The sequence below is a fragment of the Agrobacterium sp. 33MFTa1.1 genome (assembly GCF_004328495.1).
In the GTDB taxonomy this organism is placed as follows: domain Bacteria; phylum Pseudomonadota; class Alphaproteobacteria; order Rhizobiales; family Rhizobiaceae; genus Agrobacterium; species Agrobacterium pusense.
This window is the reverse complement of sequence record NZ_CP036359.1, coordinates 1,825,374-1,845,924: the sequence shown is the minus strand read 5'-3', so window position 1 is coordinate 1,845,924 and position 20,551 is coordinate 1,825,374. Positions and strand designations below refer to the sequence as shown.

Here is a 20,551-nt window from a genome sequence, read left to right as displayed (position 1 = left end):
ATTGCCAGGCTCAGGCGGCCCCGGAGCAATTGCCAGAGGCACGACTACTGCTCGGAACCATTGTGCCACGACGGCGTCGTTGCCGTCGCAAACGGCAGGGCCAGAATGGTGCTCCCACCTGACGTCGCCAACCGGAAAGTTGATTTGCTACAACACCGTGACCGCGAGCGACATCCACTACCCGCGCACCAGGCTCGAGGCTTTCCGCGACAATACGAGCCTTCACGTCATCCGGCCACCGCCGGTTACCCCGCCGCGGTTCAACGACCTCATAACGACAACAAATCCATCATCCATAATTCAACTTCCAGATACGCCTGGAAGTCTTTTCGCATGACCAATCATGCTCAGAAAGCAGCGGACCCGATGGGAAGGAGACGGCGCTTACAAAGAGTGCAATAACTGTACCCTACGGCGCGATTTAGGATTTTTTTTATACGAAATCGAAATCTTAGCCGGTTCCAAAACTTCGGCAAAAATTATAATACGCTGGTCCATTGGCTAACAAACGAGTGCTGGGGACGCATTCGCGCGCCCTCAAGCGCCTCAAAAAGAAGGCACGCTCGGACACTGCGCCGGCGCTGTCGGTTGGGTAGCCGTAAGGGACTTGATCGCTGACCGCGTCCACTTCGTCCACCACTCGTCGATTTTCGTTAGCACATAAGATGCTGCGGCCAGAGACAATACGAACACGATCGTAATGATAATAAGAGCTGGGAGCTTGCCTAGTGGTGCAACGTGGATCAGCACTACGCTCACCAAAGAACTCATAATCAACATGTGGACGGCATACATGGCAAACGAGTACCGTCCCAAGGCGACCAACCAATCCGCATTCATCACTCTCCTGACGCGATCGTTGCCCGCCACGCCGAGGATAAAACTCACGCCTGCAAGGGTGTGAACCAACCACCCTTTTTGATCGTCCGTGCCCCAAGGAATGAATGTCGTGGGCCAGTAACCACTGTTAGCCGGAACGAACCCGTAAAAGAGGAAGCCAAAAACAATTAGGCCAAGGGACAAGGGGAGTTTAAGCGAAAACTGTGGGCGCTGATAGAAGAACGCTGAAAGTGCGGTTCCGACAACAAAAGGGGTCAAGCGCCAAGCGGTAAACTGAAGAACAACAAAAGCCAGCGCGGTCATGATACAGATAATTTTCATCGGTGCTTTAAACAACACCATAGCCAAACCAAAAGTGACGAAGCTGCCGTACAGCTCGTGATGCATTGTCCAAAGAGACACGTTGAACTCGCTCCTGTTTTCCAAGAGCGTTCCGAAGAGCCCTTGCCAGAGAGCGGTACCGAAACTCGGTTCAAAGTGTTCTGTTGGATGCGGGAAGCCGTAGGTAGCGAGCCAGGTTGAGCCGGATATTTGTGCCGCAGCCTTGGAATAGTTCACTCCGAAAACAGTGATTAGGTAGGAACCCATCACGGTCAAAAACACTAAGAGCATCAGCCGAGGGAAGCGGTTTAACGCAGCCACCGTGATCGTGCTTGTCTTGCCTCCGGATCGAAAGAAGGAGAGAGGGAGTACAACGCCGGAAAGGACGAAAAACACTACAACAGCCGCCGAGCCGTTTGTAAGTGCGGAATAAAGACTGCGGCTGATGTCGGGCAACTTATCCGGCTGAGCGAAGCAACCAAAAAAATGACCGCCCACTACAGAGCAGGCTGCGAGACCCCGGATGGCCTCCAATTCGCCACGCTTCTCGCGTTTCAATTCACTTCCCATAATGCTCCCGGACAGTGTCTTGCGTTAGCGTCTTCGACTGAGCCATATATCCCGCTGTGTCAACAGCAATGTAAGCGATAACTGTTGGTTTCCGCGCAGAAGTGAGCCGGTTAGGCGGATAGTTTCCATTGAGAATTGAGCCATGTGAACCTTCCCCCCAACGCGGAGAGCGACGGGGGCAACGGAGTGATCCACATGGGACTTTTAAACATCATCCGTCGGATGGCGCTGCGAGAGAAGCAGTCGATCCGCGAGATCAGCCGGCGCACCGGGCTGTCGCGGAACACGATCGCGAAGTATTTGAACGCAGGTACGATCGAACCAACGTTCACTGTACCAGAACGACCGAGCAAGCTTGATCCTTTTGCCGACAAGCTGGCGGCCTGGCTGAAGACAGAGGACGGGAAGTCGCGGAAGCAGCGGCGAACACTGAAGCAGGTTCATGCCGATCTGGTGGCGCTTGGCTTTACCGGTTCCTATGGCCGGGTTGCCGCCTTCGCCCGTGATTGGCGGGCGGATCGACAACGTGAGCAGCAGACGACGGGCCGAGGCATATTCGTTCCGCTGTCTTTCCGCCCAGGCGAAGCATTCCAGTTCGATTGGAGTGAAGACTATGCCGTCATCGGCGGCGAGCGGACGAAGCTGCAGGTAGCGCATATCAAGCTATCGCACAGTCGCGCGTTTCTGGTCAGGGCCTACCTGCTGCAGACGCACGAGATGCTTTTTGACGCCCATTGGCACGGCTTCCGTGTGTTCGGCGGCGTCCCTGCTCGCGGCATCTACGATAACATGAAGACAGCGGTCGATCGCGTTGGCCGCGGCAGGGAGCGACAGGTCAACATCCGGTTCCTTGCGATGACGAACCACTACGTCTTTGCACCTGAGTTCTGCAATCCCGCCGCGGGCTGGGAGAAGGGCCAAGTGGAGAAGAATGTCCAGGATTCTCGTCCGCGGCTGTGGCAACAGATGCCGGACTTTCCTGATTTGCCGTCTTTGAACGTCTGGCTGGAGCAGCGTTGCCAGGACCTGTGGCGGGACACCGCGCATGGTACCTTATCAGGCACGATCGCGGATGTTTGGGGTGGTGAGCAACCTGCCTTAATGGCATTACCCACCATGTTTGACGGCTGCGGATTTCGGATTAACGGGACATCGATTCCGGTAAATCCCGGACAGTCGTTTCACTAAATCGCGGACAGTCTTGGAGTGCACCCTCAGGGTGAGACAAGGAAAATCGCGGACAGTCCACCCTCTTCTATGCCGCATTTCCAATGTTGGTGCGACAAGAATGCTTCAGTTCGTATTCCTCGGGAGTAAGATAGCCGAGCGCCGAATGTAGGCGCTGTGTGTTGTAAACTGTGTCGATGAAGACGCCGATCCGCTTGCGTGCATCATCCACGTCCCTATAGGCGAGACCTTGCACCTCCTCTGCTTAAGGGTCTTCATGAAGCTCTCCGCTTTTGCGTTATCATAGGGGTTTCCGACGCGGCTCATGCTCGGCTGGATGCCGTGACGACGCAAAAGCTCCGAGTATGCCCCACAAGCGTATTGGACTCCCCGGTCGGAATGGTGAACCAGGCTGCCCAGCTCGGGTTGACGATCAGTAATTGCCATCTCGAGCGCCTCGATGGCCAGGCTTGCCCTCAGATGCGTGTCCAGTGACCACCCGACCACTTTCCGGCTGAATGCGTCTAGCACAACAGCAAGGAAAGCAAATTCCTCAGCCAGATGCAGGAACGTGATGTCGGCAACCCAGAGCTGGTCGACGCCATTCAGGATCATTCCCTTGGCAAGGTTCGGCACAACCCTCCATCCATGTTTCGAATCGGTGGTTCTCGGAACGAATGGACGAGAGCGCAAACACAGCAGATTATCCTCGCGCATAATGCGCAAAACGCATTTGTGATTGACTTGCCATCCGTCCCGCCGCAGCAACGCAGCGATCCTTCGATATCCATAATGAGCATTGCCCAGAACCAGCTTTTGAATGAGATCGCGCAATCTGCATAGCGGCAATCAAGGTGAGATTCAGCGTCAATCAGGATGAGACTTGCGCCGGGGTGTGACGAAGTGAGGGCGTAGCCCGATCGTAGTCATACCCCGGCGTGGCGCAGATTTTCGGCGTCTCAAGATCGCGGTCGGTCCGGTACATTTGCGGTTTTCTGGATTGGAGAACCAGTTTGTGCCGGGTCGCCATTTAACCGATCATCAGATGAGACTCTTTATGAAGTACCGACAAACGCATTCCGTAGAGATCGCCGCGGCAAAGGCGTCGATCAGCCGAGCCACGGCATACCGCCTCGACAAGAAGGTACACCTACCATCTCAGAGCAAAGCGCCGCGTGGACGTCGCCGCCCTGATCCCCTCGAGCCGATTTTCGAGACTGAAGTCGTCCCGCTGCTGAAGGCCGCCCCTGGCATCCGTGCCGTCGCCGTCTACAACGAGATGCTGCGCCGACATCCAGAACTCTCTGAAGGTATCCGCCGTACGCTTGAACGACGCATCCGGTCGTGGCGTGCTGTCAATGGCGAAGCGCAGGAGGTCATCTTCCGCCAGACGCACGAGCCAGGCCGACTGGGCCTTTCGGCTTTTACCGACGCCAGCGGCCTTGGTGTAACGATCGCCGGCCAGCCGCTTGATCACCTGTTCTATCACTTCCGGCTCGTCTGGTCGGGCTTCGAACACGCCCATGTCATTCTCGGCGGGGAAAGCTTCGTCGCGCTGGCCGAAGGACTTCAAAATGCCCTGTGGTCCGTGGGTGGTACGCCGCTTTATCATCGCAGCGACAGCCTGTCGGCGGCATTCCGCAACCTCGATGCCGACGCCAGGGTCGATCTCACACACCGTTACGATCAGCTTTGCTCCCATTATCGGATGACGCCGACGCGCAACAACAAAGGTGTCGCGCATGAGAGCGGCTCGATCGAAAGCTCGCATGGTCATCTCAAAAACGCTGTTCACGATGCCCTGCTGATGCGGGGTACCAAGGAATTCGACGATCTCGGTTCTTACCGCGCTTTTGTCGACGAGATCGTCAGCCGTCGCAACGCTGCCCATGGCAGGCGTATCGATGCAGAGCGGTCCCATCTGCAGTCGCTGCCTGAGCGCCGGACCACGGACTTCGAGGAGATTGTTGTCACTGTGTCCCGGACGGGCGGCTTCACCCTGCGCAAGGTCTTCTACACCGTGCCGTCCCGCCTGATCGGCCACAGGTTACGAGTTCGCCTGTTCGACGATCGGCTGGATGTCTTCGTTGGCGGTACGCATCTGATGACGTTGCGCCGGGGACGTGGCCACGCTGACGGGCGACACGACCAGGTCGTCAACTACCACCACGTCATCCATTCCCTGCGTAAAAAGCCGATGGCGCTCCGTGGCCTCGTTTATCGCGACAAGCTCTTCCCGCGAGAAGAATATCGCAAGGCCTTCGAGGCCCTGACCGAACATCTTCCCGATAAGCAGGCTTGCAAGATCACCATTGAGCTTCTGGCACTGGCGCATGACCGCGGCTGCGAACGCGAACTTGCCGAAGAATTGGCCAGGACACTCGATGCTGGTGAGTTACCCAACCTGGCTGCCATGCGAGCGCTCTTCGGTCCGGACCCGGCCAAGCTGCCGACCGTTCATGTGCAACTCGCATCGCTTAACGGTTATGAGGCCCTGATCGGGACGGGAGAAGCCGCATGAAGAACGCACACGCCATCGATGAAGCACGGCTCGGTATCATGCTCAACGAACTTCGGTTGCCGACAATTAAAACGCTTTGGCCGCAATTTGCCGAGCAGGCGGACCGGGAAGGATGGCTAGCAGCTCGATTCCTGTCGGCTATTGCCGAGCACGAGCTGGCAGAACGTGCAAATCGCAGGATTGAACGGCATCTCGCCGAAGCGCACCTGCCGCCTGGAAAGACCTTGGACAGCTTCGCCTTTGACGCTGTACCTATGATCTCGAAGGCCCAGGTCATGGCAATTACCGCCGGCGACAGTTGGCTCGCCAAGGGAGCGAACATCCTCATGTTCGGTCCGCCCGGCGGAGGAAAGAGCCATCTTGCTGCTGCCATCGGTCTCGCGCTGATTGAGAACGGATGGCGGGTCCTGTTCACCCGAACCACCGATCTTGTGCAGAAGCTTCAGGTTGCCCGTCGAGAACTCCAGCTTGAATCAGCCATCGACAAACTCAACAAATACGACCTGCTCATCCTCGATGACCTCGCCTACGTCACCAAGGACCACGCGGAAACAAGTGTGCTCTTCGAACTGATCTCGGCCCGATACGAGCACAGGTCGATCCTGATCACCGCCAATCAGCCGTTCGGAGAGTGGAACAGGGTCTTTCCCGATCCTGCCATGACACTCGCCGCAGTCGACCGGCTCGTGCACCATGCCACGATCTTCGAGATGAATGTCGAAAGCTATCGCCGCAGAGCAGCACTTGAGGAAAAGCGCCAGCGAGGCCGACCCGCTTCGTTTGCGACAATCAGGACCTCAACGCTGTCTGTCGCGGAGCGGCAATTAGAAAATGACGAAGAACTTGTCAGCGACAATCAGCATGATAATCTGACGCCGACCGCGACCTAAGAATCTCATCAAGATTGTCGCCCGCGTCTCATCCTGATCGCCGCGCTATAGCAATCCGGTCTCGGCCCTACGAGGGGCGGAATCGAGCCAATGGCGATAATAACTCGCGCGGCTGACGCCGGCGAGCCAGCACATTCTATCGATGTTAAGTTTGCCCTGCGGCATATCAGCCATCATTTTTTCGATGACTTGGAAGACGCCGTTCCGCCAGGAGCGCTGCTCCGACGACGAGCTTCCTCGAAGTGCCGCAAGGCTTCGCGAAAAAAATCGATGTCCAATTGCTGCTGGCCGATTTTCTGCTCCAATTCCCTAACCCTGCGTCTAGCCTTGGTCAGCGATTGTTCTTGAGGGGAAGGCGCGATCATAGCGGTCTGCAATGGCGAAGCACCGTCAACAATTGACACCACTCTCGGGGGTCGACCTCGCCGTCGTGAACTCAGATCGCCGTAGAGCCTGAGATGATCTCGCCACTCATAGAGCCGTTGGCGGCCAACGCCGGCCTCGTTCGCCAGCTTGCTGACATTCTCGCCGGCTTGCATGCGCTTAAGAAGCGCGAGCTTTTGGTCTTCATCAATGTTGCTTTGTCGTAGGGCCATGCACGGTTTCCTCTCGGTGTGGGGAAACTGTCCGCGATTTTCCCTGTCTCACCCTGAGGGTGCACTCCATCGCTGTCCGGGATTTACTGGAATCCCTGTCCGCGAATTGCCGAAACCCGCAGACGGCTTCGTCGAGCAAAGCAAGCGCGTTTCACCGACATGCCTGATCACCTTCGAGCGTAATCGTTACAGTGTGCCTGCATCATTTGCGAACCGGCCCGTCAGCCTGCGGATTTATCCTGAGCGGCTGGTCGTTGCAGCCGAGGGCAATATTCTCTGCGAACACCCGCGGGTGATCGAGCGCAGCCACGACAAGCCACCACGGACGATTTATGACTGGCGGCATTACCTTGCCGTCATCCAGCACAAGCCCGGTGCTTTGCGCAACGGCGCACCCTTCCTGGAATTGCCGCTGGGCTTTCGACAATTGCAAGACCAGATGCTTCGCCGCCCCGGTGGTGATCGGGAGATGGCCGACATTCTCGCTCTGGTGCTTCATCACGACGAACAGGTTGTCATCAGGGCTGTGGAGCTGGCTCTGGATCAAGGCGTCGCGACCAAGACGCATGTGCTGAACCTGCTGCATCGTCTGATCGATGGTAAGACGACTGACGGTCCTGACATCGACACGCCACAGGCGCTGACCTTGCTGCGTGAACCCAAGGCAAACGTAGAGCGCTATGTTGGCCTGCGAGTCCGGATTGTGGGAGGTCGTCATGCGTCATGATCCTGCCAGCGCCGCCGTCGTCATCATGCTGCGTAGCCTGAAGATGTACGGCATGGCCCAAGCCGTCACGGACCTGACCGAGCAAGGGGCTCCAGCCTTCGATGCGGCCGTGCCGATCCTGTCCCAGTTGCTAAAAGCCGAGGTGGCCGAGCGCGAGGTCCGCTCCATCGCCTATCATATGAAAGCAGCGCGCTTTCCTGCCTACAAGGACATCTCCGGCTACGACTTCGCCGCCAGCGAGATCAACGAGGCGACGGTGCGCCAACTGCATCGATGCGAGTTCATGGACGGAGCGCAGAACATTGTCCTCGTCGGCGGGCCGGGCACAGGCAAAACACACGTCGCGACCGCTCTCGGCGTCCAGGCTATCGAACATCACCGCCGAAAGGTCCGCTTCTTCTCGACCATCGAATTGGTCAATGCGCTCGAGCAGGAGAAGGCCAAAGGAAAGGCAGGCCAGATCGCTGAGACGCTGGTTCGCCTTGATCTGCTGATCCTTGACGAGTTGGGATACCTTCCATTCAGTGCCTCAGGTGGTGCACTGTAAGCGCGTAGGCCACCCCACGTATCTTTCGGACTGCTGATCGGCGATTTTCTGCGTGAATCATGCGGAGAATCCTATGAGCGACAGTGTGAATCACCCTCGAACCTTTGAGGTTTTGACTGCGGAGCCGGTGCGAAGACGACGCAAGCCGCGTGAGTGGTCGGACGACGAAAAGGCGCGAATCCTGGCAATGGCGCTGCAGCCTGGGGCGAACGTCTCGGCGGTCGCCCGGTCGGAAGGCTTAGATCCGTCACAGCTTTATGGATGGCGACGCACCGCACTGTCATCGGGCGTTGTTGCACCCCTGACTGAGGGAACGGGCAAGCAGAAGTTCGCGCGCGTTGAAACGATAAGCAGCGGCTCGATCGATATTGCCATTGCCGATATGGTGGTGCGCGTCGGCGGTAATTTTGATCCTGATCACCTGGTGAAGGTTCTGCAGGCGGTACGCAAGGCATGATCGCCTCGGGTGTGGTGGTCTATGTGTCGTGCCAGCCGGTCGACTTCCGCAAGGGGGCTGCGTCCTTGATGGCGCTGGTGCGGGATGGGGGACTCGACCCATTCAATGGCGCGCTTTACGCCTTCCGGTCGAAACGGGCCGATCGTATTCGCATTGTCTGGTGGGATGGCAGTGGCGTCTGCCTCTATTCGAAAACCCTGGAAGATCAGGGCTTCTGCTGGCCGAGTATCTCGGCGGCACGGATACGTCTGGACCATTCTCAGCTGATGGCGTTGCTGGCCGGAATGGATTGGAAAAAGATCCGCCCGACGAAGGTCAGGCGACCCTTGTTGACGGGCTAACAGCGCCTGCGACAAGATGAATCATGCCGCTGTAATGGTTGGGAAAACGGCTGTTTTTGTGCTCTACTCATTGCCATGGATTTGCCCCCTCAAGACCTGCCGGACGACGTTGACGCGCTGAAAGCGATGGTCCTCGCGATGGCGCGCGAGCAGGCTGCAAAAGAAGCCCGACTGAAGGCCGCTGAAGCTGAGATCGCCCGGCTGGAGGCGGTGGAGAAGAGCGCCAACGAGCGGATTGCCAACCTCACATCGATCCTGAAGGTTCTGCAGCGCACCCAACATGGCACCCGTTCCGAGCGACTGCGGCTTGGCGTCAACGACGAACAGGTGTCCTTTGCCTTCGAAGAAGTCGAGACTGGCCTTTCGGCAATCCAGAGCGAGCTTGATCATGCGGCCAAGGACAAGCCGAAACGGGCAGCACGTCCACGCAAGGGTTTTGCCGCTCATCTCGAACGCATCGAGGAAGTGATCGAGCCAGAGATCCCTGCTGAATACGTGGGCTTGGAAAAGGTCCTGATCGGTGAGGATCGCTCCGAACGGCTGGATGTCGTGCCGCCGAAGTTCCGGGTCGTCGTGACGCGCCGCCCCAAATACACCTTCCGCGGCCACGATGGCGTGCTCCAGGCTTTGGCACCGGCGCACATCATCGAAAGCGGCCTGCCGACGGAGCGGCTGCTCGCCTATATCGCCGTCTCCAAATACGCCGACGGCCTTCCGCTTTACCGGCAGGAGGCAATCTATCTACGCGACGGTGTCGAGATCAGCCGATCGTTGATGGCCCAGTGGGTGGGACATCTGGGCTTCGAACTGCAGATCTGCGCCGATTACATCCTTGAGCGCGTCAAGGAGGGCGAAAGGATCTTCGCTGACGAAACCACCTTACCCACTCTTGCCCCTGGGTCCGGGAAAACGACGAAGGCCTGGCTTTGGGCTTACGCTCGCGATGATAGACCCTATGGCGGAACCAGTCCGCCGATGGTGGCCTATCGTTTTGAGGACAGCAGGGGCGCTAATTGCGTGGCGCGTCATCTCGCCGGATTCAGCGGCATCCTGCAAGTCGACGGCTACTCGGCCTATACCAGTCTCGCCAAGACGCGTGCCAAAGACGGCAGCAATGAAACGGTCCAGCTCGCAGGCTGCTGGGCGCATCTACGCCGCAAGTTTTACGACCTTCACATTAGCGGCGTCTCGAAGGCTGCAACGGACACGATCATCGCGATGACCGAGCTCTGGCGCATCGAGGATGAGGTCCGCGGTCGCAATGCCGACAGCCGTTCCGTGCTGCGTCAGGAAAAATCAGCAACCATCGTCACCCGCCTCTTTCATCTTTGGGAAAAAGAGCTGGGCAAGGTCTCTGGCAAGTCCAAGACCGCCGAAGCGATCCGTTACGCGCTCACCCGGCGCGAAGCACTGGAGCGCTTCCTGACGGACGGACGCATCGAAATTGACTCCAATATCGTCGAGCGCGCTATCAGGCCCCAAACAATTACGGGAAAGAACAGTCTATTCGCCGGCAGCGAAGGCGGTGGACGCACGTGGGCGACTCTGGCCACCCTCTTGCAGACAGTCAAGATGAACAACGTCGATCCGCTCGACTGGCTCTCACAGACATTGACCCGCATTGCTCCAGGCTGGCCTGCTCTGAAATCGAGGCGCTTATGCCCTGGAACTTCAAGCCCCACGCCCTCGGCTAACCGCTTACCTCCAATGTAGTCTCCATGGAGAAACTCCCGTCCTTCATCCATGGAAACCTCGATCACAGATCAAGCGGCGGCTGCCAATGTGGGGGCAGAACATCGGCTACAGAAGAGAGGAGAAAAGGACAATCCATTGTAACCGCTGTCCCACCCCCACGTTGCCCGCTGTCGCCTGATCTGTGATCGAGTTTTCATGGACGAGCGATAAGGAGTTTCTCCATGGAGACTACGTTGGAGGTTCTCACGACGCGGCGGAGCCGACGTGATGCTCACCGCCAATGGCCGAATGAGGTCAAGGCACGGATCGTGTCGGAAAGTTTGCGGCCGGGTGTGACGGTGAATGAGGTCGCGGCCCGCCATGGGCTGAAGGCCAATCACCTGTCGGCCTGGCGAACGCTGGCACGAGATGGCAAGCTGGTTTTGCCTGAGCCGGAAGACGCCGTCGAATTCGCGGCTATGGTCGTTGAGACACCCCCGCCGGAGCCGCTGAGTGTCAAGACCGCCACGCGCGCCGAGATTATCGTCGGTCCAGTGGCGATCCGTCTTGAGGAAGGCGCGTCTGCTGCCAGGATCGCTGCCATCGCTCGGGCCCTGGCGGCAGCGACATGATCTTCCCCTCGAACCGCGTGCGGATCATGGTGGCGACCAAACCCGTAGACTTCCGCAAGGGGCATGACGGATTGGCGGCACTGGTGAAGAACGAACTGCACAAGGACCCGTTCACAGGAGCGGTCTTCGTGTTCCGGTCCCGCAAGGCGGATCGGCTGAAGCTGATCTACTGGGATGGCTCCGGTATCGTCATGGCCTACAAACGGCTGGAAGAGCACAGCTTTACCTGGCCGGGCATCAAGGATGGGCTGATGACGCTGACCCACGCCCAGTTCGAAGCCCTGTTTGCGGGCCTTGATTGGCGGCGGGTTCATGCCGTCAGGACGAGAACGCCGGAGACCATCGAATAGCTGCGACACGATGACTCAGCACAATAGATTCCGAGGGCAAATCGGTACAGAATTTGGTAAGTTCCAGTCATGCTGGACACCGCTGATCTTCCCGATGATGTTGCTGCGCTGAAGGCGATGCTGATCGCAGCCCAGGCACGCAAGACGGCCAAGGACGTCGTGATAGCAAGTAAGGACGAGCATATCGCCCGCAAGGATGAGCGGATCGAACGGCTTGAGAAGCTCGTCGCGGCCTTCAAGCAGGCAGCCTTCGGACCCAAATCCGAGAAGACCGATCCCGAGCAATTCGACCTAGCGCTGAAGGATCTGGAGACGGCGATGGCCGCGATCCATGCCCAGGACGAGGCGGACGCTCCTGCTGGCAACAGAGCCACCAAGCCACGGGCGATCAATCGCGGCTCCCTTCCAAAACATCTTCCCCGTGTTGAAGAGGTGATCGAGCCAAAAAGCCTGATCTGCGCCTGCGGCGGTTGCCTGCATCGCATCGGCGAGGATGTCTCCGAGCGTCTGGATGTGGTCCCTGCGCAGTTCCGCGTCATCGTCACACGTCGTCCCAAATATGCATGCCGTTCCTGCACTGATGGTGTCGTTCAGGCCCCGGCTCCGGCACGGTTGATCCAGGCAGGGCTGCCGACGGAGGCGACCGTCGCCCATGTTCTGGTCTCTAAATATGCCGATCATCTTCCGCTGTATCGGCAGGCTCAGATCATGAGCCGACAGGGCGTCGATCTCGACCGGTCCACACTTGCCGACTGGGTCGGGCGAGCAGCCTATGAGCTGCGTCCAGTCTTCAATGCACTGATTGCCGACCTGATGCGCTCGACCAAGCTGTTCATGGACGAGACCCGTGCCCCGGTTCTCGATCCTGGCTCGCGTAAGACCAAGACCGGATACTTCTGGGCGTTGGCACGGGATGATCGCCCATGGGGCGGCGGTGATCCGCCAGGTGTTGCCTTCACCTACGCGACCGGTCGCGGAGGCATTCATGCCGAACGGATATTGCAGGGCTTCTCCGGCATCCTGCAGGTCGACGGCTATGCCGGATACAACAGGCTGATCGCACCAGAGCGCGTTGGCCCGGACATTCGGCTTGCCTATTGTTGGGCACATGCTCGTCGCAAGCTGGTGGAGATCACCCGTAACGGAACAGCACCCATTGCCGAGGACGGCGTCAGACGGATTGGCGATCTGTACCGGATCGAAGCCGAATTACGCGGCCTTGATCCGGAGGCTCGTCTTGCTGGGCGGCAGGAACGGTCTACACCGCTTGTCGCCGACATGCAGGTTTGGCTCACGCATAACCGCGTCCGTATCGCGGCAAAGTCCCCGCTCGGCGAAGCCTTGGCCTACATCACCAAGTACTGGGATGGTCTCCAACTCTTCCTGACCGACGGTCGCATCGAGATCGACACGGATGTTGTTGAACAGCCCCTTTCTCAATTTTTTTTGTGGTTTAGCTGGCCGATCTCTCCAGGCTTCGACCATTGCCGCGTAGGCTGCCTCCGCCTGTGCAACGAGCTCCATCTCTCGATGTCGGATTTCCTTGATCCAGTAATCGCGGGCGGGACCAGCGGGCCCATGTGCTCTGGGAGCGCCAGCACGAAGTTCAAGCTTGCGCATCTTCATGGCGACAAAGGCGGGCCGAGCCCATCTGTAGGGAGCCTCCTTGGTCAGCAACTGCCAGATCAGATTTGCGATCTTGCGCGCCGTGGCGACCGCAGCGACGTTGAGGCCTTTGCGGTCCTTGATCCGGAGAAAGAAGGCACGCAGCGGCCCCGGAACCGACGCGGCCGACCAGGCAGCTTCAATCAGCATCGTTCTGGCAATCGCGTTTCCCTGTTTCGAGATGCGGCATGGATTGCGCCGCGATCCCCGGACTGGCGCACCCGCGGGGTCAAGCCGAAGTAGCTCGCAAGCCGATCGGGCGTCGGGAACCGAGAGATGTCGCCAATGGCAGCTATCACCGCCGTGGCGACCACAGAATTTATTCCGGCGATCGTCATCAGCTTGCGCGTGCGACTATCGTCAAGCGCAATTCGAGCCATGGAACCATCCAGCTTTTCAAGCTTGCCCTTCAGCCAGTCCAGTTCATCGAGATGGCGGGCAAGGAGGTCACGCTCTGCCTTGGGCAACGGGGCCGTCGAGAGCCAGTCTCTGCCGTCTTTTCCGAACAGATGTCCCGAGTATTTCGGCACGAGATTGGCGTGGAGAACGGCCTGCACCCGGCTCTTCACTCGTCGCACTGATCGCACGAGCGCCGCGCGCTCCGACACGAGACGACGCAGGTTCAGGGTATCATCATCCGCCGCCCAGACCTCTGGCAAGAAGCCGGCGGCATGAAGTTGCGCCAGAATCCGCGCGTCGACTTTGTCGGTCTTCACGCGCGCGTGGGCGATGGCCTTCACCTGAAGCGGGTTCGCGATCACAACCTTGGCCACGAACGGCGTCAGCAATCTTACGATGGCCGAGGTGTTCCCGGTCGCTTCCAGTATGACTTCGTCATCCTTTCGAAGCTTCTGTCCAAAGGCCACCACAGCGTCGTAATCCAGTTCCACCCGGAATTCTTCGGTGACCTTGCCCCGGTCAAGAACCGCGACCTGCGCAAAACTTCGATGCACATCCATTCCGATCGACCGCATTCCAAATCCTCCATGTTGTTGATGGGGGAGTGCGCGGGCTGTACGACATCTACGGATACGCGCTCGCAGCGCAGACGGGATAGTCGCAGGGGCGGCCAGATAACAACGCGAGCTCGCAGCTCAAAGTCAATTCGGCCTGCCCGCTTCTTCGCACTCCGACGCCCCTGTCCCGACACGACAATTCTAACATGACAGGATAGAATCCGCCGAGCGTTCGTGGGACGCCGATGGCAACATGCCCGATAACAACACCGTCGAGCGAACCATCCGGCCGATAGCCTTAAATCGCAAGAACGCACTCTTCGCAGGCCATGACGCAGGAGCCGAGAACTGGGCGGCCATCGCATCGCTCATCGAGACCTGTAAGCTCAATTCGGTCGATCCGTTAGCCTACTTGACCAGCACACTCGCCGCCATCGTGAATGGTCACAGGCAGAGCCGGATCGATGAATTGTTGCCGTGGGTGTTCAAAAGGACCATCAAGCCAGCCACTTGACGGGCTCAGCTCCACCGGCATACTCGTCGTCGTGATACAGAAGCTGGACTTGCGAAATGATCGAAGACGACGAACCCAATCTGGTGACTTCTGGCAAAAGTAAGAGGATCGTCGTTGATGGCTATCCGTTCTCCATCGACATCTTCCGACTGGAAACCGATACGACATGGACGCTTGAGGTGGTCGACCACAACAACACAAGTCACGTCTGGGACGAGCAATTCCGATCCGACGCAGAGGCACGGGACGTAGCGGTGAAAGCCATTGAGACAGAGGGTGCCCTTGCGTTCATGCGCGGAAACAACGTCATTCCATTCCGCCAAGCGTAAACCGACGTGCTCTCAAAACGGCGCTTACAATCCATTGACCAAAGCCTGATTACAAAACCATACTTAGAGGTGGCTCACTTCTCGGTGGAAAAACCGGCTCACTTCTGCGCGGAAACCAACAGCTGTTCCAGCTTCATGGCGTGGGCGCCGATGGTCAGGTTGCCCTGAGACGGCGCGTGATGCGCGATCAACTGCTGCAGGTGACCGAGGCTATGCCACCTTGCCTGATCGGCATCGAAGCTTGCACGGGTGCCTTTCACTGGCAGCGGCATTTTGAGGCTCAGGGGCACACTGTGAAGATTATCGCGCCACAGTATGTGAAGCCGTTCTTGAAGGGCCAGAAAAATGACGGCAACGATGCCCAGGCGATATGCATTGCCGTTCAACAGCCACACATGCGCTTCGTGCCGAAGAAATCGATCATCCAGCAGGACATCCAGGGCCTCCACCGTGCTCGACAGAGATTGGTCAATCATCGTGTCGCCCTAATCTCGCAGATGCGAGGCTTGCTTCTCGAGCGTGGTGTAGCGATCGCAAAGTCGGCTTCGATCGCCCAGCGCACGATACCAGAGATCATCAACAATCCAAGGATCGACATCACCGAGCTGACGCGCGATATCATCGGCACACTCCATGCCTTCCTTTTGCAGCTCAACGAAAAGATCAGATACTTCGACAAGCAGATCGAAGCCGTCTTCCGCGAGAGCGATGTTTGCCAGCGTATCGCCAAGATACGTGGCGTCGGCCCGAAGACTGCGACGGCAGTTGTCGCGGCTGTCGGTGATGGAGCAGACTTTAAGAATGGCCGACATCTGGCCGCCTGGATGGGCTTGGTGCCGCGGCAGCATTCCAGCGGCGATCGACGCGTACTGCTTGGCATCAGCAAGCGAGGTAGTCAGCATCTGCGAACACTTCTGGTCCACGGCGGAAGGTCAGTGGTGCGAACGGCGCAACGAAAATCTGACCCTGCCAGCGAATGGGTCAACGAGCTTAGGGAAAGGCGTGGTTACAACCGCGCAGCGGTTGCAGTCGCCAATAAGAATGCAAGGGTGATCTGGGCCTTGCTTCAGCACGGTGGCGAATACCGTAAGCCTCCGGTGAAGGCCGCAGGTCAGGCCGCTTGAGCGTTGACGGTCGGCGGCGTCCAATTCCACGGAAGCAACTGCTCCAGCCTGGTAATCGGCGTGTCAGCGATGCGGGCAAGAACGTCGGCCAGCCACACCTGCGGATCGATGTCGTTGAGCTTTGCCGTCATAATCAGTGTGGCCATGAAGGCCGCACGATCTGCACCGCGGTCTGATCCGGCGAAGAGCCAGGATTTTCTGCCGAGCGCAAAGCCTCTGAGCGCTCGCTCTGCCGCATTATTCGTCAGGCAAATCCGGCCGTCCTGCAGGAATGACGTGAAGCCATCCCAGCGCTTGAGCATGTAGTCGATCGCCTCCGCCACCGGAGAACTGCGTGAGAGCTTTGCCCGCTCGGTTTGAAGCCAGACCTGTAGATCAGCGACGAGTGGCAGACTGTCTTTCCGGCGACGCTCCAGGCGTTGATCGGCGTCAAGCCCGTTGATCTCGCGCTCAATATCGAACAGGCCGTCGATCCGTTTGACGGCTTCCAGCGCCATGGGCGAGATCGGCACGGCGTTCCTTCCACGCTTGGCGTTTGCGGCAATGTCGGCGAGCACGAAGAACTTGCGCCGCGAGTGTGCCCAACAGAGTGCTTGGCGCAGCGGTTCGGGATCGCGATCGACCTTGAACAGTGGATTGTAGCCGCCATAAGCGTCGGCCTGCAGAATGCCGGTGAAGGTCTTCAGGTGGCGCTCCGGATGCTCCTGCCGTCGATCTCGCGAGGCATAATAAAGGGCGGCCGGTGGTGAGAGCCCTCCAAGCGGCCGATCGTCCCGGACATAGGTCCAGATGCGGCCCGTATCGGTCTTCCCCTTCGCCAGGATTGGCACGGTCGTGTCGTCGCCGTGCAGTCGCTCGGCGGTAAGGACATGCGCTTCAATAAGGGAGTGAATGGGCTTCAACGCCGCGGCGCATGCTCCGACCTGGTCGGCCAGCGTCGATAAGCTGAGGTCGACACCTTCGCGGGCATAGCGCTCGCTCTGGCGGTTGAGCGGCTGGTGCTGGGCAAACTTCTCAAACAGGATGATCGCTAGCAGGTTCGGTCCTGCAAAACCGCGGGGCGTCACATGGAAGGGTGCCGGTGGCTGCGTGATCTTCTCACACGCGCGGCAGGTAAACTTCTCCCGCACCGTCTGGATAACCTTCCACTGACGCGGGATGACCTCCAGGGTCTCGGTGATGTCCTCGCCAAGCTTCGACAACTTGGCCGATCCGCAGCAGGCGCAATTGGCGGGAGCCGCGATAACGACGCGCACGCGCGGCAGGTGTTCAGGAAAGGGCTTACGCGACGGACGCCTGCGCTCGAAGGCTTTGACGGTTGAAGCTTTGGCAGCGATTTCCGCGACCAATTCATCTTCACCCGCGTCTGCTTCCAACTCCTCGAGCTGCAGTTCCATCTGCTCCAGGAGCCGCGCCTTGCGCTCGGACCGGCTGCCGTAGAGTTCGCGACGAACCTTGTCGATCTCCAGCTTCAGCCGTGCGATCAGCGCTTCGGAATGCGATACGAGTGCCTTTGCGCTGGCGGCTTCCGCCTTAGCGGTCGCTGCTTCTGCCTCGGCTGCAACACGCCGGGCGCGTTCCTGGGCCAGCAGTGCAAGGGCACTGGCAAGGTCGTCCGGAAGCTCTTCAGTCGTATTGCTCATGGCAGGATGGAATCATATTCGAGCCTGTCATTCCAGTGTTTTTGCTTATCCGGCCGACGTCGGCCGCCAGGTCTTTTGCGGCATCCGCCAGTCGATACCTTCCAGCAGATAACCGAGCTGCGCAGGTGTGATCACCACCGTGCCATCGGCCGCTGATGGCCAGATGAAGCGGCCACGCTCCAGCTTCTTCGTGAACAGGCAAGCGCCCTGGCCGTCATGCCAGATCACCTTGATCAGGCCACCGCCGCGGCCGCGGAATACGAACAGGTGTCCACACATCGGGTCACGCTTCAGCGCCTCCTGCACCATCAACGACAGACCGGGGAAGCCCTTGCGCATGTCCGTATAGCCCGTGGCCAGCCAGACCTTCACGCCAACAGGAACCGGGATCATCGCAGACCCAATACGCAATCGAGAATCCGGCCAAGGGCATCCGTATCGATGTCGCTATCCACGCGCACGCGCCGACCCCGTCCAAGCTCGATTGTCACATCGCTACGCTTCCGACGAGGATGGGATGTGGTGGGCGATTCCGGTTGAACGGGAGAGACTGTCGAAGCGGCCTCGGACACGATCACCGGCACCAAAGTCGCCGTATCAGCCCTTGGCTCTTCGATCCGGCAAAGCTCTTTGCGCCAACGGAACAACTGGCTGACATGGATGCCGGCCGCGCGGGCAATCTCGGAGATGACCGCGTCTGGCTCAAAGCACGCAGCGACGAGCCGCTCTTTATCTTCGCGTGACCAACGCCGACGGCGCTCCACAGACGTGATCACCTCAATTGGATGCTTCGTCATATGACTACTCCTGGTGTTACCACTAGGACTGGCAGTCAGAAGCCCTCTGTCGCAAGACGGCCTTCACCGTGGGCTTACCGAATACCGAGCCAATCCTTAGGAGCAGGCATGCGAATTGCAGGCTGAAGGTTGAAATGGAATGAACGGTCGGACCGGCACATACGGAACCTGTCTTTTATAATGGCCGACAAGGTCTCCCATTTGTTGAGGCGTATGTGCGCGGATACCCCATTTGGGCGCTTCGAAAATGATGACGCCGTATAGATGTTTGCAATCGACCCGTGTCAAACCGCTTCAACATCAAGCTTGCAACGGGGGAACAGTCCATAGATGTAAAACGTCGCGTCCGAAACCCCTGCCTTGCGGCAGACCCCGCCTATCGGCGTTGCATGATCCGCCTGCTTCAATACGAATGCGATCTGCGCTTCCGAAAACTTCGAGGCCTTCATCGAATTCTCCTCTTCTTCCCACCAGGGATCATAAGTGGAAAATTCCAGTTCTAAATGGCCTAAATTAACGGGGGCACGTCAGGAGCACGTCAGTTCAGATCACCGGGGCTGGTGGTGAAAAAGACGAAATTTTTCGTCTTATGACAAAAGCAGGATACTACGTCCATTTCGCTACGTCCGGTAACCTTATTTTTGTCGATGAAATCAGGAAATCAAAATTATGCCCGTGGCTTAGCTGAGCGGCCTGGGATTCAGCCTGGCAGTAGGGTAGACCCCGCGCCTACTACCAAGATTGTTATCTACATGGCCGTCCACCAGCGATAAATCTCCTCAGCTAGGACCCGAGGATCATAGGCCGACATGCAAGCCGGCAAAGTGTCACCTCTTGGACACGCCATCATCCAAGTCTTTTCGCTCCACCAACAATCACCGCATTGGAGAGGAGAGAAATTCAAGTTTGATCGATAACCAAAATAATCTACCGATGTCGGCCCGAAGACGACGCAGCTTTTCTTCCCAAACGCAGCCGCAGCATGTACAAATCCTCCTTCATTATCCAGATGAAATGCGGTATTCGCGAGAAGTCCCAGCGCCTGCTTTAACGAAGTCTTTCCAATCAAGTTGACATCTACACCGGCAATAGGCGCACTGGTCTTCTCTGTACCTAATTGAACAACCTTCAAGTCCTCGCCAAACTTTTCCGGCAAATAGGAAACCACATCGCCCCATCCCGGATAGGCCTTGGTGGCCCGCTGGCCGGGCAAGCCTTGCATCGCCTCATCATATCCATTGTGAATCGTTATGTATCTACCGGGGACGAGATCATGTCGGGCTAGAATCGTGTCATCGCCACTGAGAGATAATGTATCGCCCCCATATGGAATATCGGCTGCGTAATGGAGAAAGTCGTTCCGCGAGCGGCCTTTGATCGCCGCATATCTGCCTAAAGTGCCATCAAGAAACGGATGATGCATACGCACAACATGAAGCGGCTCCATCTTCTTCTCATAAGCCTCAAGTATTCTCACAAGCTCATATATTTTTGTATCAGCAAGTGTCATCGCACGATGACCCGGCCATTTCTCGACATATATAAATTGATTAATCTTCAGCCCGTAAAGATAGACATCTTTCGCATATTTGAAAAAGTGCGACGGATACGCACCGGAAAATCCCGGCACACTTTTGAAAACCATATCCGCCACCATTGGCGAACTGTAAAAAATCGAAAAGGATCCACCGCCCAAATGCCCCAGGAGATCGCGCATGAACCGCGCGATCACAATGAGGTCGCCTAAGCCACCTGTTACCAGTATGGCTCCGCCGTCATTTTCAACGATACCGGACGATGCGAGTTTGCGTCGTTTATACGCATGTCTCAGCTTTTTTTCGATTGCTTTGAAAACTGCCACCACACACTCTCTACTTTTTCAAGATATTT

General features: G+C 57.9%; 15 protein-coding genes and 10 pseudogenes. 14 read left to right on the top strand and 11 right to left on the bottom strand.

Annotated elements, in window-relative coordinates:
* Both EYD00_RS26445 and EYD00_RS22215 read right to left on the bottom strand, forming a co-directional pair.
* Nucleotides 1-300 (bottom strand): annotated as a pseudogene (locus tag EYD00_RS26445) (transposase); the annotation flags it as partial.
* Between the two features lie 246 nt (nt 301-546).
* Nucleotides 547-1,719 (bottom strand): acyltransferase family protein, encoded by a 1,173-nt coding sequence (locus tag EYD00_RS22215; protein ID WP_193604423.1) that lies wholly within the window; start codon nt 1,717-1,719, stop codon nt 547-549.
* Nucleotides 1,720-1,926: 207 nt separating this feature from the next.
* On the opposite strand from EYD00_RS22215, the pseudogene istA (EYD00_RS22210) reads away from it, so the two are divergent.
* A pseudogene (gene istA, locus EYD00_RS22210) lies at nt 1,927-2,859 on the top strand (IS21 family transposase); the annotation flags it as partial.
* 127 nt (nt 2,860-2,986) lie between these two features.
* Here istA (EYD00_RS22210) and EYD00_RS26385 read toward each other — a convergent pair.
* Together EYD00_RS26385 and EYD00_RS22205 are read right to left on the bottom strand one after the other, a co-directional pair.
* Nucleotides 2,987-3,130: a hypothetical protein gene (locus EYD00_RS26385; RefSeq protein WP_353619145.1), complete on the bottom strand. Its 144-nt coding sequence runs from the start codon at nt 3,128-3,130 to the stop codon at nt 2,987-2,989.
* 32 nt (nt 3,131-3,162) lie between these two features.
* Nucleotides 3,163-3,732: pseudogene (locus EYD00_RS22205) on the bottom strand (IS3 family transposase); the annotation flags it as partial.
* A gap of 181 nt (nt 3,733-3,913) precedes the next feature.
* Between EYD00_RS22205 and istA (EYD00_RS22200) the strand changes: the two are divergent.
* Both istA (EYD00_RS22200) and istB read left to right on the top strand, forming a co-directional pair.
* Nucleotides 3,914-5,419 carry an IS21 family transposase gene (gene istA, locus EYD00_RS22200; RefSeq protein ID WP_034498027.1) on the top strand — a complete coding sequence of 502 codons (1,506 nt, stop codon included), beginning with the start codon at nt 3,914-3,916 and terminating at the stop codon, nt 5,417-5,419.
* Nucleotides 5,416-6,309: an IS21-like element ISRel5 family helper ATPase IstB gene (istB, locus tag EYD00_RS22195; RefSeq protein ID WP_034498029.1), complete on the top strand. Its 894-nt coding sequence runs from the start codon at nt 5,416-5,418 to the stop codon at nt 6,307-6,309. Before istA (EYD00_RS22200) ends, istB begins: the two co-directional genes overlap by 4 nt.
* A 173-nt stretch (nt 6,310-6,482) precedes the next feature.
* Here istB and EYD00_RS22190 read toward each other — a convergent pair whose 3' ends face one another.
* Nucleotides 6,483-6,905 (bottom strand): helix-turn-helix domain-containing protein, encoded by a 423-nt coding sequence (locus EYD00_RS22190; RefSeq protein ID WP_034498031.1) that lies wholly within the window; start codon nt 6,903-6,905, stop codon nt 6,483-6,485.
* Nucleotides 6,906-7,011: 106 nt separating this feature from the next.
* Between EYD00_RS22190 and EYD00_RS22185 the strand changes: the two are divergent.
* The 8 genes and pseudogenes from EYD00_RS22185 to tnpC (EYD00_RS22150) form a co-directional block, all read left to right on the top strand.
* A pseudogene (locus EYD00_RS22185) lies at nt 7,012-7,632 on the top strand (Mu transposase domain-containing protein); the annotation flags it as partial.
* Nucleotides 7,622-8,176: pseudogene (locus EYD00_RS22180) on the top strand (ATP-binding protein); the annotation flags it as partial. The pseudogenes EYD00_RS22185 and EYD00_RS22180, both read left to right, overlap by 11 nt.
* A gap of 76 nt (nt 8,177-8,252) precedes the next feature.
* Nucleotides 8,253-8,636 (top strand): transposase, encoded by a 384-nt coding sequence (locus tag EYD00_RS22175; protein WP_034498033.1) that lies wholly within the window; start codon nt 8,253-8,255, stop codon nt 8,634-8,636.
* Nucleotides 8,633-8,977: an IS66 family insertion sequence element accessory protein TnpB gene (tnpB, locus tag EYD00_RS22170; RefSeq protein WP_034498035.1), complete on the top strand. Its 345-nt coding sequence runs from the start codon at nt 8,633-8,635 to the stop codon at nt 8,975-8,977. The genes EYD00_RS22175 and tnpB (EYD00_RS22170) overlap by 4 nt, the downstream gene beginning before the upstream one ends.
* Nucleotides 8,978-9,052: 75 nt before the next feature.
* A pseudogene (gene tnpC, locus EYD00_RS22165) lies at nt 9,053-10,671 on the top strand (IS66 family transposase).
* Between the two features lie 222 nt (nt 10,672-10,893).
* A complete protein-coding gene (tnpA, locus tag EYD00_RS22160) occupies nt 10,894-11,283 on the top strand; it encodes an IS66-like element accessory protein TnpA (RefSeq protein ID WP_034498037.1) in 390 nt (129 codons plus the stop codon).
* A complete protein-coding gene (tnpB, locus tag EYD00_RS22155) occupies nt 11,280-11,633 on the top strand; it encodes an IS66 family insertion sequence element accessory protein TnpB (protein WP_034498040.1) in 354 nt (117 codons plus the stop codon). The genes tnpA (EYD00_RS22160) and tnpB (EYD00_RS22155) overlap by 4 nt, the downstream gene beginning before the upstream one ends.
* 69 nt (nt 11,634-11,702) lie before the next feature.
* Nucleotides 11,703-13,067, top strand: a pseudogene (gene tnpC, locus EYD00_RS22150) (IS66 family transposase); the annotation flags it as partial.
* 9 nt (nt 13,068-13,076) lie between these two features.
* Here tnpC (EYD00_RS22150) and EYD00_RS22145 read toward each other — a convergent pair.
* Nucleotides 13,077-14,257 (bottom strand): annotated as a pseudogene (locus EYD00_RS22145) (IS110 family RNA-guided transposase); the annotation flags it as partial.
* A 256-nt stretch (nt 14,258-14,513) separates the two neighbouring features.
* Between EYD00_RS22145 and EYD00_RS22140 the strand changes: the two are divergent.
* From EYD00_RS22140 to EYD00_RS22130, 3 genes and pseudogenes are all read left to right on the top strand, one after another.
* A pseudogene (locus EYD00_RS22140) lies at nt 14,514-14,768 on the top strand (transposase domain-containing protein); the annotation flags it as partial.
* Nucleotides 14,769-14,824: 56 nt separating this feature from the next.
* A complete protein-coding gene (locus EYD00_RS22135; RefSeq protein ID WP_034498049.1) occupies nt 14,825-15,097 on the top strand; it encodes a hypothetical protein in 273 nt (90 codons plus the stop codon).
* A 104-nt stretch (nt 15,098-15,201) separates the two neighbouring features.
* Nucleotides 15,202-16,221 (top strand): IS110 family RNA-guided transposase, encoded by a 1,020-nt coding sequence (locus EYD00_RS22130; protein WP_034498051.1) that lies wholly within the window; start codon nt 15,202-15,204, stop codon nt 16,219-16,221.
* Here EYD00_RS22130 and tnpC (EYD00_RS22125) read toward each other — a convergent pair.
* The 5 genes and pseudogenes from tnpC (EYD00_RS22125) to EYD00_RS22110 form a co-directional block, all read right to left on the bottom strand.
* Entirely contained in the window at nt 16,209-17,864 is a 1,656-nt protein-coding gene (gene tnpC, locus EYD00_RS22125) for an IS66 family transposase (RefSeq protein WP_034498053.1), read from the bottom strand. The genes EYD00_RS22130 and tnpC (EYD00_RS22125) overlap by 13 nt on opposite strands.
* Nucleotides 17,865-17,909: 45 nt before the next feature.
* Nucleotides 17,910-18,257 (bottom strand): IS66 family insertion sequence element accessory protein TnpB, encoded by a 348-nt coding sequence (gene tnpB, locus EYD00_RS22120; protein WP_034495582.1) that lies wholly within the window; start codon nt 18,255-18,257, stop codon nt 17,910-17,912.
* Nucleotides 18,254-18,661 (bottom strand): IS66-like element accessory protein TnpA, encoded by a 408-nt coding sequence (gene tnpA, locus EYD00_RS22115; protein WP_081859328.1) that lies wholly within the window; start codon nt 18,659-18,661, stop codon nt 18,254-18,256. Before tnpA (EYD00_RS22115) ends, tnpB (EYD00_RS22120) begins: the two co-directional genes overlap by 4 nt.
* Before the next feature lie 332 nt (nt 18,662-18,993).
* Nucleotides 18,994-19,110, bottom strand: a pseudogene (locus EYD00_RS26010) (transposase); the annotation flags it as partial.
* Between the two features lie 299 nt (nt 19,111-19,409).
* A complete protein-coding gene (locus EYD00_RS22110; protein WP_131258919.1) occupies nt 19,410-20,522 on the bottom strand; it encodes a glycosyltransferase family 9 protein in 1,113 nt (370 codons plus the stop codon).
* Nucleotides 20,523-20,551: the final 29 nt, after the last annotated feature.

Coding starts and splice junctions, on each gene's coding strand:
- istB (WP_034498029.1), top strand. CDS start 5,416: ATGAAGAACGCACACGCCATCGATGAAGCACGGCTCGGTATCATGCTC.
- EYD00_RS22190 (WP_034498031.1), bottom strand. CDS start 6,905: ATGGCCCTACGACAAAGCAACATTGATGAAGACCAAAAGCTCGCGCTT.
- EYD00_RS22175 (WP_034498033.1), top strand. CDS start 8,253: ATGAGCGACAGTGTGAATCACCCTCGAACCTTTGAGGTTTTGACTGCG.
- tnpB (WP_034498035.1), top strand. CDS start 8,633: ATGATCGCCTCGGGTGTGGTGGTCTATGTGTCGTGCCAGCCGGTCGAC.
- tnpA (WP_034498037.1), top strand. CDS start 10,894: ATGGAGACTACGTTGGAGGTTCTCACGACGCGGCGGAGCCGACGTGAT.
- tnpB (WP_034498040.1), top strand. CDS start 11,280: ATGATCTTCCCCTCGAACCGCGTGCGGATCATGGTGGCGACCAAACCC.
- EYD00_RS22135 (WP_034498049.1), top strand. CDS start 14,825: ATGATCGAAGACGACGAACCCAATCTGGTGACTTCTGGCAAAAGTAAG.
- tnpC (WP_034498053.1), bottom strand. CDS start 17,864: ATGAGCAATACGACTGAAGAGCTTCCGGACGACCTTGCCAGTGCCCTT.
- tnpB (WP_034495582.1), bottom strand. CDS start 18,257: ATGATCCCGGTTCCTGTTGGCGTGAAGGTCTGGCTGGCCACGGGCTAT.
- tnpA (WP_081859328.1), bottom strand. CDS start 18,661: ATGACGAAGCATCCAATTGAGGTGATCACGTCTGTGGAGCGCCGTCGG.